The organism is Cupriavidus sp. GW822-FHT03E04 (assembly GCF_058801495.1).
Window position 1 is genome coordinate 136,424 of sequence record NZ_JBXANI010000006.1, and the last position, 16,797, is coordinate 153,220.

13 protein-coding genes are annotated in these 16,797 nt (G+C 65.7%); 8 read left to right on the plus strand and 5 right to left on the minus strand.

Annotated elements, in window-relative coordinates; translation table 11 throughout:
- Positions 1-82: 82 nt before the first annotated feature.
- On the plus strand, positions 83-943 hold the full coding sequence (locus AC1RQC_RS09875) for an NAD(P)-dependent oxidoreductase (RefSeq protein WP_492883104.1): 861 nt from the start codon (positions 83-85) through the stop codon (positions 941-943).
- Positions 944-994: 51 nt separating this feature from the next.
- Positions 995-1,975, plus strand: a complete 981-nt coding sequence (locus tag AC1RQC_RS09880; protein WP_492375166.1) for a Bug family tripartite tricarboxylate transporter substrate binding protein — start codon at positions 995-997, stop codon at positions 1,973-1,975.
- Positions 1,976-1,996: 21 nt separating this feature from the next.
- Here AC1RQC_RS09880 and AC1RQC_RS09885 read toward each other — a convergent pair whose 3' ends face one another.
- Positions 1,997-2,911 (minus strand): LysR family transcriptional regulator, encoded by a 915-nt coding sequence (locus AC1RQC_RS09885; RefSeq protein WP_492883106.1) that lies wholly within the window; start codon positions 2,909-2,911, stop codon positions 1,997-1,999.
- Between the two features lie 201 nt (positions 2,912-3,112).
- Between AC1RQC_RS09885 and AC1RQC_RS09890 the strand changes: the two genes are divergently transcribed.
- Positions 3,113-4,075 (plus strand): hydroxymethylglutaryl-CoA lyase, encoded by a 963-nt coding sequence (locus AC1RQC_RS09890; RefSeq protein ID WP_492883108.1) that lies wholly within the window; start codon positions 3,113-3,115, stop codon positions 4,073-4,075.
- Positions 4,076-4,256: 181 nt separating this feature from the next.
- Here the strand turns inward: AC1RQC_RS09890 and AC1RQC_RS09895 are convergent, their stop codons facing one another.
- Entirely contained in the window at positions 4,257-4,706 is a 450-nt protein-coding gene (locus tag AC1RQC_RS09895; RefSeq protein ID WP_492883110.1) for a heavy metal-responsive transcriptional regulator, read from the minus strand.
- Positions 4,707-4,827: 121 nt separating this feature from the next.
- Here AC1RQC_RS09895 and AC1RQC_RS09900 point away from each other — a divergent pair, with 121 nt between their 5' ends.
- Positions 4,828-5,745 carry an MBL fold metallo-hydrolase gene (locus tag AC1RQC_RS09900; protein ID WP_492883112.1) on the plus strand — a complete coding sequence of 306 codons (918 nt, stop codon included), beginning with the start codon at positions 4,828-4,830 and terminating at the stop codon, positions 5,743-5,745.
- A gap of 56 nt (positions 5,746-5,801) precedes the next feature.
- Here AC1RQC_RS09900 and pdxR (AC1RQC_RS09905) read toward each other — a convergent pair whose 3' ends face one another.
- Positions 5,802-7,304, minus strand: coding sequence for a MocR-like pyridoxine biosynthesis transcription factor PdxR (pdxR, locus tag AC1RQC_RS09905; RefSeq protein ID WP_492883114.1), 1,503 nt, complete (start codon positions 7,302-7,304; stop codon positions 5,802-5,804).
- Positions 7,305-7,587: 283 nt separating this feature from the next.
- On the opposite strand from pdxR (AC1RQC_RS09905), the gene AC1RQC_RS09910 reads away from it, so the two are divergent.
- Complete coding sequence (locus tag AC1RQC_RS09910) at positions 7,588-8,460, plus strand: MurR/RpiR family transcriptional regulator (RefSeq protein ID WP_492375175.1); 873 nt, start codon at positions 7,588-7,590, stop codon at positions 8,458-8,460.
- A gap of 29 nt (positions 8,461-8,489) precedes the next feature.
- Positions 8,490-10,355, plus strand: coding sequence for a gamma-glutamyltransferase (ggt, locus tag AC1RQC_RS09915; protein ID WP_492883116.1), 1,866 nt, complete (start codon positions 8,490-8,492; stop codon positions 10,353-10,355).
- A gap of 319 nt (positions 10,356-10,674) precedes the next feature.
- On the opposite strand, the gene AC1RQC_RS09920 is transcribed toward ggt, so the two are convergent.
- Together AC1RQC_RS09920 and pdxR (AC1RQC_RS09925) are read right to left on the minus strand one after the other, a co-directional pair.
- Positions 10,675-11,718 (minus strand): rod shape-determining protein, encoded by a 1,044-nt coding sequence (locus AC1RQC_RS09920; protein ID WP_492374543.1) that lies wholly within the window; start codon positions 11,716-11,718, stop codon positions 10,675-10,677.
- A gap of 495 nt (positions 11,719-12,213) precedes the next feature.
- A complete protein-coding gene (pdxR, locus tag AC1RQC_RS09925; RefSeq protein WP_492826813.1) occupies positions 12,214-13,716 on the minus strand; it encodes a MocR-like pyridoxine biosynthesis transcription factor PdxR in 1,503 nt (500 codons plus the stop codon).
- 167 nt (positions 13,717-13,883) lie between these two features.
- Between pdxR (AC1RQC_RS09925) and AC1RQC_RS09930 the strand changes: the two genes are divergently transcribed.
- Positions 13,884-15,158, plus strand: coding sequence for a 4-aminobutyrate--2-oxoglutarate transaminase (locus AC1RQC_RS09930; protein WP_492883118.1), 1,275 nt, complete (start codon positions 13,884-13,886; stop codon positions 15,156-15,158).
- An 11-nt stretch (positions 15,159-15,169) separates the two neighbouring features.
- Positions 15,170-16,633, plus strand: coding sequence for an NAD-dependent succinate-semialdehyde dehydrogenase (locus AC1RQC_RS09935; protein WP_492374540.1), 1,464 nt, complete (start codon positions 15,170-15,172; stop codon positions 16,631-16,633).
- Positions 16,634-16,797 lie beyond the last annotated feature (164 nt).

The following is a 16,797-nucleotide window of genomic DNA, read 5'->3' on the forward strand; positions in this document are numbered from 1 at the left end:
GTATACCCGCAGGTTAGTTATTTCAGATTGTTGAGACTGTTTTTTTTATGTACTCTTGGCCGAAATCAGCCAGGAGATAGTCTTGAACATCGCAATCATTGGCCTGGGGGAAGTCGGCCGTTGCTACGCCACCGCCCTGGCAAGCCTTCCAGGCGTGCAGCTCCACCTCTGCGACACCCACCTCTCCCCCGCGGGCAAGGCACTCGCCACCGCCCGGGGCCTTCCCGTCCATGCGGCAATCGGCCCCTGGCTCGCCTCGGCCGACTGGGTCTTGTCCTGCGTATTCGGATCGGCTGCGCTGGCCGTGGCGGGCAACTGCCATGCGCACATGAAAGCAGGCGCAAGCTACGCGGACCTGACGACCGCCAGCCCCGAGGACAAGCGCAAGGCCGCCGCCGCGGCATCCGCTGCCGGGCTTGCGTATGTCGACGTGGCCGTGATGGGCGCCATCTCGCTGTCGCTGCATCGCACCCCGCTGCTTTGCGCCGGGGCATCCGCCCCCGAATTCTGCAAGCTGGTCAACGCGGCCGGCGGCAAGGCCGAAGCCGTGGAAGGCGGCGTGGCCGGTGATGCGATCTCGCTGAAGATCCTGCGCAGCGTCTTCACCAAGGGCATGGAAGCCCTGTCCGTGGAGCTGCTGATGGCCGCCGAGAAGCAAGGCGTGCGCGACAAGCTCTATGGCGTGCTGCGCGACATCGATGAAGCGCCGCTGGCCGGCTTTATCGACATGCTGGTCCGCACCCACACCATCCACGCCAGGCGCCGCACGCACGAGGTGCTGGAAGCGCAAAAGGAACTCGCACGCGCCGGGCTTCCCTCACTGGTCCTGCCCGGTGTCGAAGCGCGCTTCAAGGCCACGGCCGCGGCACTGGATGCGCATCCCATCCAGGACAACCCCACGATCCAGGACGCGCTTGGCTGGCTGCTGTCCAACCAGCCATAGCCAGCCTCCTCGCTTCGCCCAAATCCGCTTTCAAAATAAAAAGGAGACACCATGCACAAACTCGCCCATGCATTGCTGGCGGCAGCCATTGTTTTGCCCGCCATCGCGGCCACGCCCGCGCTGGCCTCGGACACCTATCCCGGCAAGCCGATCCGGATGATCGTGGGCTTCCCGCCCGGGGGCTCGGCCGACATCAACGCGCGCATCGTCGCGCAGGGCCTCGGCAAGCAGCTGTCCACGTCCGTCGTGCCGGACAACAAGCCCGGCGCCGGCGGCAACATCGCGGCAACGGAGGCCAAGCGCGCCACGGCCGATGGCTACACCATCTTCTACAGCACCTCCGCCGTGGTGCTGGCCCCGGCGCTGTACCAGAACGTGCAATTCGATACGTTCGCGGATTTCGTGCCGGTCTCGCTCACCGCCATCGTGCCGCTGGTCCTGGTCACCACGCCAGGCCTGCCGGTGAAGAACGTGCATGAACTGGTGGCCTACGCCAAGGCAAACCCCGGCAAGCTGAACTACGCGTCATCCGGTGCTGGCGCCTTGCTCCATCTCGGCGGCGCGCTCTTTGCCAAGGAAACCGGCATCCAGGTGACCCATGTCGCCTACAAGGGCAGCGCGCCGGCGATCACCGACCTGATCGCGGGCTCGACGCAGTTCATGTTCCTGCCGCTGAGCGACGCCCAGCCGCTGATCAAGGGCGGCAAGCTGAAAGCCCTGGCCATCACCAGCGCCAAGCGCTCGACGCTGCTGCCGGAGATCCCGACGATCAAGGAAGCGAGCGGCATGAGCTCGCTGGAAATGGGCGCGTGGCAGGGCATCCTGGTGCCAAAAGGAACGCCGGAGCCCATCGTCAAGCAACTGCGGGAGGCGACCGACAGGACATTGAAAGATGAGGCGGTGCGCGCCAAGCTGATCGCCCAGGGATCCGACATTCTTGGCGGCACGCCCCAGCAATACACGGCCTACATGAAGAGCGAGGCCACGCGCTGGGGCCAGATCATCAAGGAATCGGGCGCCAAGGTGGAATAAGCCCGCCAGGCGCGGATCCGGTCAGGGCAGGCCGGCCTGCCGCAGATGCTCACCGAGAAGCCGCGCGGCGGTTGATAAGGGCACGCCCGAGCGCGTTGCCAGCAGAAGCCGCCGGCTGGCCCAATCGTCCGACAAGCCGACCATATGCAGCCCCAGCGCCTTGGCCTGGGCGCGGCACACGGCCTGCGGCAGGACGCCTACGCCAAGGTCGGCCGCAATCATCTGGCACATCGCGTCGAAGCTGCGGACCTGGATGCGAAGCCGAAGCGGCCGCCCGGCCTGCTCCGCCGCGCGCGAGGTCAGCTCCAGCAACGCACTGCCGCGATTGAGCCCGACCATGTCGTACTCCAGGCAGCTCGCAAAATCGACGCGCCGCTTGCGCGCAAGGGGATGGCGGCGCGAGCACAGCAGCACCAGCGTGTCGGTCTGGAAATCGCTGATGTCCAGGCCATCCGTGGGCGTGCCTTCCGATAACACGCCGATATCCGCCAGGCCGTCCACCAGCGCGCGGGCGATATCGCCGCTGAGTTGTTCCTCGACTTCCACATGAACCCCCGCATGCTGCGCCAGGAAGGTGGCGAGCCTGGCGGGCAGGAACTCCGTCAGGGCGGACATATTGGCCCACAGCCGCACATGGCCCAGCAAGCCGCGTGAATGGTCCTGCAGCTCCGCGCTGAAGCGCTCGAAACCCTGGAACAGGCGCATGGCATGCTGCATGGCCATATGGCCCACGGGCGTGAGCGTCACCCCTTTGGACGTACGCTCCAGCAACTGGAAGCCCGTGGTTTCCTCGAAATCCGACAAGCGCCGGCTGGCCGCCGACAAGGCCAGGTGGCAGGCGGCCGCGCCTTGCGTGATGCTGCCGGTCTGCACGACCGCGCAGAACAAGCGCAGCGTCACGAAATCTACTCGGGCGGGATTGAGGGGCCAGGTCATTGGCGCATTCTAGCGCGGGTCCTTCGCGTTTTGCGAAGCCGGATTGTGGAGATCGCAATTCCGCCGACGGCGCCGCGCCCATAGAGTGGCGGGGACGGCCCGACCCGTGACGGCGGCACCACGGCTTGGCAAACACAACCAGGATCAAGCCGCCGGTGGCTGCCCGGCGCGTCATCCGCAACCCGCAAAAGGAGCGCAAGCATGCATCACGGCCAAGGCATCCGCCTGGAGTTCAATGAAGTGGCGACCCGCGACGGTTTCCAGATGGAGTGCGATTTCATCGAGACGGATGACAAGGTCGCCCTGCTCGATGCGCTGAGCGGGCTGGGCTTCGCCAAGATCGAAGTCACGTCGTTCACGTCGCCCAAGGCCATCCCGGCGCTCAAGGATGCCGAGGCGGTCATGCACCGTATCCGGCGCGCGCCCGGCGTGGTGTACACCGCGCTGGTGCCGAACGTGCGCGGCGCGCAGCGCGCGCTGGAGTCCGCCACCGAGGAGTTCAACCTCGTCATGTCGGTGAGCGCGACCCACAACCTGGCCAACCTGCGCATGACGCAAGAGCAATCGTTGGGCCAGTTGCAGGACGTGATCGCGCTCGGCATGCAACGCGGCGTGCGGGTGAACGTCTCGCTGTCCTGCGTATTCGGCTGCCCGATGGAAGGCGAGATCGCGGCGGAAGCTGTCCTTGGATGGGTCGCCCGCTTTGCCGGGCTGGGCGTGCACGGCATCACGCTGTGCGACACCACCGGCATGGCGTACCCCAACCAGGTGCAGGCCCTGTGCGAGGCCGTGCAGGCACGCTTTCCCAAGCTCGAATTCACCGCCCATTTCCACAACACGCGCGGCATGGGGCTGGTCAATGCGGTGGCTGCCGTGCAAGCCGGCATCCGCCGCTTCGACACGTCGCTTGGCGGCATCGGCGGCTGCCCCTACGCGCCCGGCGCCACCGGCAACGTCGCCACCGAGGACATGGTGCATCTGTTCGACTGCATGGGCTATGACACGGGCATGGACCTGCCCGGCTTGCTCGGCGCTTCCGCCACCCTGCGCCGGCTCCTCAAGCACGACCTGCCCGCGCAGGTTTCGCAGGCTGGCCCGCGCCTGACGCGGCACGCCCCGCCGGCGGATTTCGAGGACATCCGCCAGCGTGCGCTGGCACGCTGAAGCCACGCCGGATATTGACGTCCCGCCCGGCCTGCAGCACCCGGCAACGCGCGTGCACTTCCTTGCCCTCAACACCACGACCACTACCGCGACCGCTGATGGTGGGTCGTGTGGTCGGAACATGAGAACCATCGAGAAGTTCATCGCGAGAGTCAAGGAGAACGCGCCTTGTCCGACGGTGTCATCGCTTGCCGGGGCGCGGTGAGATTCTCTTCTCCGTATGCAACTTGTCCTTATGGATCACGGGAACTTTAGTCGCGGATGCCATGGTGACCGGAGCCCCCGGAGGACAAGATAAGGAGTTGGCCGTTGCGACCAACTCCTTTCTCAAGGACTGAAGCGCCTTGATATGGGCATCGATTTGTCCGATCTTGGCGCTCAAGCGTTGCTCTATCTCGGCCCGGCCAAACCTGCCGCCAATCAATTGCGGGATGATTTCCCGAATCTCGGCAAGCGAGAACCCGAGCGTTTGCGCGCTACGGATGAATTGAATGTGCCGAACGGCCAGGGTGTCGTATGAACGATAGCCATTGCCCAGCCGAGCGGGCGGCGCCAACAGTCCCACCTTTTCGTAGTGACGCAGGGTATCTGTAGTCGTGCCAACTGCCTTCGCCAACTCGCTGATGTTCACCTGTGGCCCCCGTCAAACGCGACGTCCCTGATTTGTCTTGACCTTGGAGTCTACACCAAGGTTTAAGGTGCGCGTGGGATGCACTCCACAGGATCCCGGAACCATCGACAAAGGTGACGCCATGTTTCGTATGCTTGTTCTTCTACTGCTGTCTGCTATTGCCATGCCCGCTATCGCCGACAATGGCTCGGCACCAGGCAGCCCATCGACTTCGGGCCAACCCATGGTAGCTTTTGCGATCATCAGAACCGCGGAGCTATCCGTTACCGAGGCCTTGGTCTACTCCGGCGGGAGCTTCACGCGCAAGGTGAGCAGTAACTTCTCCGCGTTCCTGGTGAAACACGGCACTGACACGCTGCTGTTCGACGCAGGGCTGGGCTCGAAGGTGGCCGATCAATATCGGCAAGATATGCCTTGGTGGCAAAGCCTGTTTTTCAAGTACGAGAATCCGGTGGCCCCGGTGATCGACCAGCTATTGCGCGCCGGCATGGAACCCGTTCAAACGATTATCCTGAGCCACAGTCACTGGGATCATGCCAGCGGCATTAGCGACTTCCCGAATGCCACGGTGCTGGTGCATCCCGCGGAGCTGTCGGTGATCAGGCGCCCTTCCGCTGGCGTCGGCGGCAGCTGGCCCTCGCAAGTCAGCGCGCAATCGATCAAATGGAAAAGCTTGGCATTCGAACCGGTGTCATACAAAGGGTTCGCGAACAGCCGGGATCTCTATGGAGACGGCACGGTCGTGCTCGTTCCTCTTCTCGGTCATACCCCCGGTTCGATCGGCATGTTCATCTCTGTCGACTCCGGTGCACAGTACTTCCTGGTGGGCGATGCAGTCTGGAATGCGAAGGCATTGAAGCTTGGCAGCCCGAAGTTCTGGGCAGCACGTTGGTTGGTGGATGGCGACATTGAACAAACCCAGGATGCCGTGGATCAGATTCGCGCGCTGGCGGGCAGGCATCCGGATATTGTCGTGGTTCCGGCGCACGATGGGCCGGTACAGACGTCACTGGGATACTTCCCAGCCTGGGTGGAATGAGGTGACGTTCAGGCCGGCGCCTTCCCCATTCCGGGCAGACTCTCCTGACGCCTGCATCAGGCGCTGCTGACCGACTCGATGGCCAACGCCAGCTTGGCCACCGCAGGCCCGATCTCCTCCTCGCTGACCCCGCCGTAGCCCAGCACCAGGCCGTTGCGCGAGCGCCGGGGATTGGCATAGTAGGACGACAGCGGGCGCGCCACGATCCCGTGGGCAAGCGCGGCGCGCGATACCCGGTGATCGTCCGCGCGGCGCAGCAGGACGGTCAGATGCAGCCCGGTATCGGTGCCGACGATATCGATCTCGCCGTCAAGCCGGCGCTGCAATGCCTGCGTGAGAAGCGCCTGGCGCTCGCCATAGATCTTGCGCATGCGCCGGATATGGGCGGCGTAGTGCCCGTCCGCGATAAACAGCGCCAGCGCGGTCTGGATCTGCAACTGCCCGCCGCGATACAACTCGGAGTGCGCTACGGCGAAGGCATCCACCAGTGACGGCGGCAGGATCAGGAAGCCGAGCCGCAGGCCGGGGTACAGCACCTTGGAAAAGCTGCCCACGTAGATGGTGTTGCGATGGGGATCGAGGCCCTGCAGCGACGGCTGGGGCGCGCCGTGGTAGCGGAACTCGCTGTCGTAGTCGTCCTCGATGATCCAGGCGCCGTAGCGATGCGCCAGCTCCGTGAGCAAACGTCGGCGTGCCAGGCTCATTACCACGCCGCTGGGGTACTGGTGCGACGGGGTGACGAAGATGAGCTTGGGCGCGGTCTGCGGCGCAACGGGGGGCTGCATGCCCTGCGCGTCGACCGGCACCGCCTCGACCTTCAGGCCTGCGGCGCGAAACACGCTGCGCGCGCCCCAGTAGCCCGGGTCTTCCACCCACACCACATCGCTCGGATCGGCGAGCAAGCGGGCGCACAGATCGATGGCCTGGTGGCTACCCTGCGTCACCACGATCTGCTCGGGCGAGCAGTCGACGCCGCGTGCGAGCGCCAGGTATTGCGCCAGCGCGCGCTTGAGCGGCGGACAGCCATGCCGCGTGCCATAGCCCAGTTGTTCCTGGCAGGCGGTTTTCCAGACCTGGGTGATCAGGCGCTGCCATGTCGCGCGCGGAAACTGCCTGACATCCGGAATGCCCAGCACGAACGAGCCCACCTGCCGGTCCGATGCGCCGGCGCCATCGAGCAGCTCGCGGGCTCTTGCGGACAGGCGCGATGCCTCGCGCGGCGGCGCGATCTCACTCGCCTGGCTCAAGTCGAACACGCGCTCGCGCAGCGCGGGATCGGGCGGTGCCTTGCCGACGTAGGTGCCACTGCCGCCCTGTGTCAGCGTATAGCCCTCTTCGGTGAGGCGCTCATACGCATACAGGACCGTGTTGCGGGCGATGCTCAGGCCTTTGGCAACCTCGCGGGTCGGCGGCAGGCGCGTACCGGCCGACAACTGGCCAGCAAGGATCGCACCGCGGATGTCGTCGAACAACTGCCGGTTCAAGGGGAGGCCCGATCGGTCGGGTTGCGCCCAGTGACTGCGCCCGAGAAGCCAGTCGATCAGTGGCGTCTCTTTCAAAGTCTTCGCTCCCTCTGCTCGTTGAGCCCCGACTCTTGGCTACTGACATCATGATGCGTTCGGCTCTTTGTAACATACGCTACAAAAAAACCTAAGGGCTGAGCCGGGTGCTTCACTGACAAACAATACACGCCGCGTCCGTCGGGAGAAACCGAGGGTTTCTACGCGGTTTTTGCCGAGCGACCCAAATGATATTCTCCGATTTGTTTCACGTTATGTAATGTTCATTACGTCATACTGCCGCACCGCATAGTGACCGGGCAGTCCCTTTTCGGAGAGCGGCTTGGCCAGGTTATCAATCAGGGAGATGCTGGCAGACCAGGCCGCCGGCTTCACCACGTCAGAGCTGAAGGTAGTGGAAACGCTGCTCGCCAGCTACCCAAGTGCCGCGCTGACCTCCATCTCGAACCTCGCGGGGCAAGCCGGGGTCAGCGATCCGACGGTGTACCGGCTGGTCGTGAAGCTGGGATTCGACGGTTACCCGTCATTTCAGCGAGCACTCCTGGCGGAGGTTGACGAGGCAATGAATTCGCCGCTCTCCCGGCTCGGCGCGCTGGGCGACACAGCACTCGGAGAAGACTTCCAGAAGGGTTCGCTGGCAAGCCTGGCGATGTCGGTCGAGCGCGTGGCGCAGCACGCTTCGCCGGAGGACTTCAACACCGCCGTCGAGTTGCTTGGCAATGCGCGGTCCGCCGTGTTCTGCACCGGCGGACGATCGAGCTTGTTCCTGGCCTCGCGGCTCGCGTCGCACCTGACGCATATCCGGCCCAAGGTCCGTCTCGTCGAGCCTGCCCTGGAGCGGGCGAACGAGGTACTGGTCGACATCGGGCCAAACGATGCGCTGGTCGTTTTCGACTACCGCCGCTATCAGAAAAGCGTCATCGACTTTGCCGCCGCGGCGCATCGCCAGGGCGCCAGAATCATCCTGTTTACCGACGAGTGGAAGTCGCCGATTGCCGGCTTCGCCACAGCCACGCTAAGCAGCTTTGTGCAGACCGGCTCGCCGTTCGATACCAAGGTACCCGCGCTGGCGCAATGCGAGACCTTGATTGCCGCCCTCATTGCCCGCTTCCCGGAGGAGGCAAGGCGCCGGCTCGAAGCCATCGAGGCCGTACGCAGCTCTGCCACCCCCGAGGGGGCAAGCATCGATTTCTAGAATGCCTTTCCTTTCAGGAGAATAATGAAATGACCACTCAGCAGTTTTCATTGATACGCCGGGGCAGCCCGCTGGCGTTGGCGCTCGCCCTGCTAAGCGCATGCTCGACGCAGACCGGGGTGTCCTCGACACCGCCGGCCACAACCGCTCCCACGTCAACTGCCCTGCCCGCGGCACCGGAAGTCTCGTCCGGCTACCGGCCGGGCATGACGACCACTTACGCCGACAAGCACATGGCCGCGGCCGCCAATCCCCTGGCCACCGAAGCCGGCCGCAAGATCCTGCGCGCGGGCGGCACGGCCATCGATGCGGCCGTTGCCATGCAGGCTGTGCTGACGCTGGTCGAGCCGCAAGCCACCGGCATCGGCGGCGGCGCCTTCATCATGTACTGGGACGGCAAGCGCGTGCAGGCTTATGACGGCCGCGAGACCGCGCCCGCCGGCGCCGGCGAGAACCTCTTCATGCGCCCCGACGGCAAACCCATGAGCTTCAGCGAAGGGCAGATCGGCGGGCGCTCGGTGGGCACCCCCGGCGTGCTGCGCGCGCTGGAACTGGCGCACCGCGAGCATGGCAAGCTGCCCTGGGCCAAGCTGTTCGAGCCGGCGATCGCGCTGGCAGAGCAGGGTTTCCCGATTTCGCCGCGCCTTTATACGCAGATCGCCGCCGACAAGTTCCTTCCGGCCTCGCCCGAGATGGCAGCCTACTTCCTGACGCCGGACGGCAAGCCCAGGCCGGTCGGCACCATGCTGAAGAATCCGGCGCTGGCCAACACGCTGCGCGAGATCGCGCACCGCGGGCCAAACGTGCTCTATACCGGCCCGATTGCCAGCGAGATCGTCAAGCAGGTCAACGGCAGCGCCAACCCGGGCTCGCTCTCGCTGGCGGACCTGAAGGATTACCGCGCCAAGGAGCGCGCGCCCATTTGCAGCGACTACAAGCGCTGGAAGATCTGCGGCATGCCGCCGCCTTCGTCAGGCGGCATCGCGATCGCGCAGATGCTCGGCGCCTTGCAGGCGCTGGAGGCCAGGAACCCGAAATACGCGCTCGCCGCGCTCAAGCCGAAACAGGTCGCAACGCCTGCCGGTGTCGAGCCGGGCATCGACGCCGTGCACGCCATTTCCGAGGCCGGGCGCCTGGCCTATGCGGACCGCGGCCTCTATGTGGCGGACTCGGATTTCGTGCCAGTCAATGTGGCGGGGCTGCTGAGCCGTGACTACCTGGCAAGCCGCGCTAGCCTGATCGGCGAGGAAAGCATGGACAAGGCGGAGGCCGGCGTGCCACCCGGAGTCACCGTCGCGCTGGCGCCGGACCGCTCGCCACCGCGCGTGTCCACCTCGCAGATCGTCGCGGTGGATGACACCGGCGGCGCGATTTCCATGACCACCACCGTGGAGAGCTATTTCGGCTCGCACCTGATGGTGCGCGGCTTCGTGCTGAACAACCAGCTCACCGACTTCTCCTTCGTGCCGAGCGAGAACGGCAAGCCCGTCGCGAACCGCGTGCAGCCCGGCAAGCGCCCGCGCTCGTCGATGGCGCCCACGCTGGTGTTCGAGCGCGACAGCGGCAAGCTGGTCGCAACCGTGGGTTCGCCCGGCGGCTCGCAGATCATCGAGTACGTGTCCAAGACGCTGGTGGGCCTGCTGGACTGGAACATGGACGTGCAGGCGGCCATCAACATGCCCAACTTCGGCAGCCGCAACGGGCCAACGGAACTGGAAGCCGGCCTGGTCAGCCCGGCCCTGGTGCAAGGTCTGAAAGACCGTGGGCATGAGGTCGCGCAGATCGAGATGACCAGCGGCACGCAGGCCATCATGCGCCGCCAGCGCCCCGATGGCACGTGGGCCTGGGCCGGCGGCGCCGACCCGCGCCGCGAGGGAGTGGCATTGGGAGATTGAGCGCGGTTGCGCAATGGTGCGGGTGCTAGTGCTATCGGCACGTTCGAAGCGCCGGGACTGCGTTGCCGTGCTCCCCTCTCCCGCCTGCGGGAGAGGGGTTGGGGGAGAGGGCGGGCGCCCATTACGCCTGCGTGCTGGAAAACACCACGGGCTTCGCTTCTAGTGGCTCCTAGCTAAGCCACCCCTCTCCCCGGCCCTCTCCCCCTGAGGGGCGAGGGAGAGACAGCCGTCGTCATGGCGCGCGGCTTTGGCCCGCTCCGCGGCTTCGGCTGGTGCTTCAGGTTTGTCAGCAGCCTTCTTCGTTGCGACCTGCGAGCCGTTACTCGTAGGAGAAGAAGCTGCCGAGCTTGTCCATGCGTTCGAGCGCCATGCCCGCGCCCCGCACCACGCAGGTCAGCGGGTCATCGGCCACCAGGACCGGCAAGCCGGTTTCCTCGGCCAGCAGGCGATCCAGGTCGCTCAGCAGCGCGCCGCCACCGGTGAGCATCATGCCGCGCTCGGCAATATCGGCGCCAAGTTCCGGCGGGGTCTGCTCCAGCGCGATCTTGACCGCCGACACGATCTGATTGAGTGGTTCGGTCAGCGCTTCCAGGATTTCGTTGGACGACACCGTGAACGCGCGCGGGATGCCTTCGGACAGGTTGCGGCCCTTGACTTCCATTTCGCGGACTTCGGAGCCCGGGAACGCCGAGCCGATGGTCTTCTTGATGGCCTCGGCGGTCTGCTCGCCAATCAACATGCCGTAGTTGCGCCGGATGTAGTTGACGATGGCCTCGTCGAACCGGTCCCCGCCCACGCGGATGGAACCCTTGTAGACCATGCCGCCCAGCGAGATCACGCCGACCTCGGTGGTGCCGCCGCCGACATCCACCACCATCGAGCCGGACGGCTCCGACACCGGCAGCCCCGCGCCGAGCGCGGCCGCCATGGGCTCCTCGATCAGGTAGACCTGGCTGGCGCCGGCGGCCAGCGCGGATTCGCGGATGGCGCGGCGCTCGACCTGGGTCGAGCCGCACGGCACGCAGATGATCATGCGGGGTGACGGCCGCAGCAGCTTGGTGTCGTGCACCATCTTGATGAACTGCTTGAGCATCTGCTCGGTGACCCGGAAGTCGGCGATCACGCCATCTTTCATCGGGCGGATGGCCTCGATGTTTCCAGGCACCTTGCCCAGCATCTGCTTGGCTTCCTTGCCCACCGCCTCGATGGTCTTCCTGGGATTGGGGCCGCCCTGCTGGCGAATCGCGACCACCGAGGGCTCATCGAGGACGATGCCCTTGTCGCGCATGTAGATCAGGGTGTTGGCGGTGCCGAGGTCGATCGCGAGATCGTTGGAGAAGTAGCTACGGAGAAATCCAAACATCAGGAAACTTTCATCTGGTGGTTCGCAAGCATGCGAACCGGCGGGCGCCAGTTCTGGCGACAAGCAGGCTATGAATTGCGGCGCATGCAGGAAGCCTTCATGCGCCGCGCGTCGAGCGGAGCGGCCTTCGGCGGTGGCCGGCGCTCCGTCACTTTGTATGGGCGGCAAAACCCGGTGGTGGCCACATCCGTGCGGCTTGGCGGCGAACCCGGCCACCAGGCAACCAGGCAACCGCTGAACAGGCCACATCGTTGAAACCGCGCCGGGATCACAAAAAAATCCTGACGAGACGCAACCGGAACATCCTTGGCTCGGGGAGTGGCGTGCGCCGTACTTGCGCCACGCCAGCGCGTGAGCCAGATGCTAACCGGAGGCTAACCGGGAACGAATGATACCTTGCGCAAAGGTCTTCCTGCTCAAAAAACGGCGTCCGTCGGCCAGCGGCGCAAGCCGTGACATCAGGGACCGAACCGGGGGCCAGCCTCCTCGTCTCGCTCAGTGCGACAGCAGCCGCACGTCCCGCAAGCAACCCAGCAATACCTCGAACGCCGGCCCTATCTGCTCCTCCGGTACGCACGCATACCCGAGCAACAGCCCCCGCTGCACCGCACCGCCCAGAAAATACCGCGACAGCGGCCGCACCAGGATGCCCCGGCGCCCGGCTTCGTCCGCAATGGCCACATCATCCGCGCTGTCCGGCAGGCAGAGTACCAAGTGCAAGCCGGCATTGCTGCCGTACCGGTGCAGCGCTTCGGGTCCCAGATAACGCTCGATCAATCCTGCCAGGATGGCGCGGCGGCGGCCGTACAGTAGCCGCATGCGGCGGATATGCGCGGCATAGTCGCCCGCCTGCATGAACTCGGCCACGGTGGCTTGCGTCATCAGGTGGCCGGCGCGGTACAGCTCGGAATGCGCGGTCTGGAAGGCGCCGGCCAGCGCGCGCGGCAAGACCATGTAGCCCATGCGCAGCCCGGGGAACAGCGTCTTGCTGAATGTGCCGATATAGATCACCGGCGCGTCCGGTTCCATGCCTTGCAGCGACGGGATTGGCTGGCCGGAGAAGCGGAACTCGCTGTCGTAGTCGTCCTCGACGATCCAGCTGCCCTGGCGCCGGGCGTATTCGAGCAGCGCGCGCCGCCGCGTCAGGCTCATGACGGCGCCGAGCGGATACTGGTGCGATGGCGTGACAAAGATAAAGCGCGGCGGCAGGCCCGCGTCCTTCCCCGCCGGTATCGTCAGCCCCTCCTCATCGACCGGGATCGGCATCATGTGGATGCCGTTCATCTGCAGCAAGCCGCGAATCCCCCAGTAGCTGGGTTCCTCCACCCAGGCGTGCTCGCCGGACATGCCAAGCATCCGGACCAGCAGGTCGATGCCCTGGTGAATGCCTTCAGTGATCAGCACCTGGGCGGCGTCGCATTGCACCGATCGCGCCACCCGCAAGTGCGCCGCCACGGCTTCACGCAAGGCGGGCAAGCCACCGCCATGGCAATAGCTGAGCCGCTCGGGCGGCGGATTGCGCCACAGGCGGGCAGCGATCTGCGCATAGCGCTGGTGCGGGAAACGCGTCACATCCGGCACGCCCGGCATGAAGGCGCCCCACTGCGATGGCGACGCCGAGGCATTGGCCAGCAGTTCCACGCCGCGCGGCGACAAGCCTGGCATGGCCCGGGCCTGCGCGCTGCTGGCATGGCTGGCCTTGGCATTGAGATAGGCCTCCGGCGCGGTGGCCGCCACGAAGGTGCCGCTGCCGGTACGGGCGTGCACATAGCCCTCGGCCAGCAACTGCTCGTACGCAAACATCACGGTATTTCTCGACATGCCCAGCTCGGATGCAAGGTCACGCGATGGCGGCAGACGGGTCTGGGGCCCCAGGCTGCCATCGAGGATGGCGCCGCGGATGCACTCGTAAAGACTGCGGTTCAACGGTTTCGCAAGGGCTGCGGGACCGTCCGGACCCAGGCGCTGAAGCAGCAGGTCGCCACAGATCGATCTCAATTGGCACCATCAGATATGTGAATGCGGTACTGGATTGTAGTGCCAAAGGAAGTTGAAATGCACTGCATCGTTGCGATCGCGATCGATCGACAGCCAGCGACAACCCGCGAAAACCGAGTCCGGCCGGCAAGCGCTGCCCGGGCCATATCAAGCACCACGGAGAGCCCATGAAGAACCTCGAACTGAATCAGCGCCGCGCCCTTGCCACCCCCCGCGGTGTCGGCGTGATGTGCGACTTCTATGCAGACCGCGCGGAAAACGCCACGCTCTGGGATGTGGAAGGCCGCCAGTACACCGACTTTGCCTGCGGCATTGCCGTGCTCAATACCGGTCACCGCCATCCGCGCGTGATGCAGGCAGTGATCGCGCAGCTCGAGCGCTTCACGCATACCGCGTACCAGATCGTGCCCTACGAGAGCTACGTGGCGCTGGCCGAGCGCATCAACGCCCTGGTGCCGATCGATGGCCTGAAGAAGACCGCCCTGTTCACCACCGGCGCCGAGGCCGTGGAAAACGCGGTCAAGATCGCCCGCGCGCATACCGGGCGCCCTGGCGTCATTGCGTTCTCGGGCGGCTTTCATGGCCGCACCCTGCTTGGCATGGCACTGACCGGCAAGGTGGCACCTTACAAGGTCGGGTTCGGGCCGTTCCCGTCCGACATCTATCACGCACCGTTCCCGTGCGAGCTGCATGGCGTGAGCACCGAGCAATCCATCCAGGCGCTGGAGTCGCTGTTCAAGACGGATATCGACCCGCAGCGCGTGGCGGCCATCATCATCGAGCCGGTCCAGGGCGAAGGCGGCTTCCACCCGGCGCCGGTGGACTTCATGCAAACGCTGCGCGCACTGTGCGACAAGCACGGCATCCTGCTGATCGCCGATGAGGTGCAGACCGGTTTTGGCCGCACCGGCAAGCTCTTTGCCATGTCGCACTACCCGGTGGCGCCCGACCTCATCACCATGGCCAAGAGCCTGGCGGGCGGCATGCCGCTGTCGGCCGTTTGCGGCCGCGCCAGCATCATGGACGCTCCGCTGCCCGGCGGCCTGGGTGGCACCTACGCCGGCAACCCGCTGGCGGTGGCCGCCGCCCACGCGGTGATCGAGACCATCGAGCAAGAGCGCCTTTGCGAGCGCGCCACCACACTTGGCGAGCAACTGAAGGCCGCGTTGCAGGAAGCCAGCCAGACCTGCCCGGGCATCGCCGAGATCCGCGGGCTTGGCTCCATGGTCGCGGTGGAGTTCCACGACCCGGCCAGCGGGCAGCCCAGCGCTGAACTGGCCAAGCGGGTGCAGCTGCGCGCCATGGAGGCCGGGCTGATCCTGCTGACCTGCGGCACGTACGGCAACACCATCCGCTTTCTCTACCCCCTGACCATCCCGCAAGCCCAGTTCGACGCCGCACTGGTGGTGCTGACGAAGGTGCTGGCCGGCATCGCCGCATAAAGGCAGACACCATGGGAGACACCTTGACATTGCAACGACCCGAGCTGCTGCGCAGCGCCTGCCTGATCGATGGCGAATGGACCGGCGCCGCCAGCGGCGCCGTATTGGTGGTGCACAACCCGGCCACCCACGACGTCGTCGGCACCGTCCCGGGCTGCGGCGCCGCCGAAACCCGGCAAGCCGTGGAGGCCGCCGCGCGCGCGCTGCCGGCCTGGCGCGACCTGACCGGCAAGGCCCGCGCCGCGGTACTGCGCCGCTGGGCCGACCTGATGCTGGCGCACCAGGAAGACCTGGCGCAACTGATGACCGCCGAGCAAGGCAAGCCGCTGGCCGAAGCACGTGGCGAAGTCGCCTACGCGGCCTCCTTCCTCGAATGGTTCGGCGAAGAAGCCAAGCGGGTGGACGGCGACGTACTGTCCAGCCCGCGCGCCGGCCAGAAGATGCTGGTGCTGCGCCAGCCGGTGGGTGTGTGCGCGGCGATCACGCCGTGGAACTTCCCCGCCGCCATGATCACGCGCAAGGCCGGCCCGGCGCTGGCCGCGGGCTGCACCATGATCGTGAAGCCCGCCGAACAAACCCCGCTGACCGCGCTGGCGCTGGCCGCGCTGGCCGAAGAAGCCGGCGTGCCCCGTGGCGTGCTGCAGGTCGTCACCGGCGACCCGGTCCAGATCGGCGGCGTTTTGTGCGAGAGCCCGGTGGTGCGCAAGCTGAGTTTCACCGGCTCCACCGCCATCGGCAAACTGCTGATGGCGCAATGCGCCGGCACGGTCAAGAAGCTCTCGCTCGAACTCGGCGGCAATGCGCCGCTGATCGTATTCGAGGACGCCGATCTCGACCGCGCCGTGGACGGCATCCTGGCTTCGAAATTCCGCAACAGCGGCCAGACCTGCGTCTGCGCCAACCGCATCTATGTGCACGACGCCGTGTACGACGAGATGGCCAGCCGGCTGGTGCGCGCGGTGAGCGCCCTGCGTCCCGGGCACGGCATCGACAGCGGCGTCACGCAAGGGCCGCTGATCGACGCCGACGCCGTCGCCAAGGTGGAAAGCCATATCGCCGATGCGCTCGCCCAAGGCGCACGGGTGCTGGCCGGCGGCAAGCGCCATGCGCTTGGCGGCACCTTCTTCGAGCCCACGGTGGTGGCTGACGTCACCGCTGCCATGCGCGTCGCGCGCGAGGAAACGTTCGGCCCGTTGGCACCGTTGTTCCGCTTCAAGGACGACCAGGAAGTCATCGCCATGGCCAACGACACCGAGTCCGGTCTTGCCGCTTACTTCTTCTCCAAAGACATGGCCCGTGTGTGGCGCGTGGCCGAGGCGCTGGAGTACGGCATGGTCGGCATCAATACGGGGCTGATCTCCAATGAGGTGGCGCCGTTCGGCGGCGTCAAGCAATCCGGCCTCGGCCGCGAAGGCTCCAGCTACGGCATCGACGAGTACCTGGAGATGAAATACCTCTGCCTGGATCTCGGCTGATCTACGGGCGCGAGCAGCGCACAGGCCTGCGTGGACCGCCGGGAGGCGGTTCCATCAACTAATCCTGATTGGCTCTTATTTACGCACCGGATGTTCCTTATGCTAGCTAAACCCAATGAGCCGGACCTATTTACGCCATCAGGTCTTTCATTGCGTTAGCCATT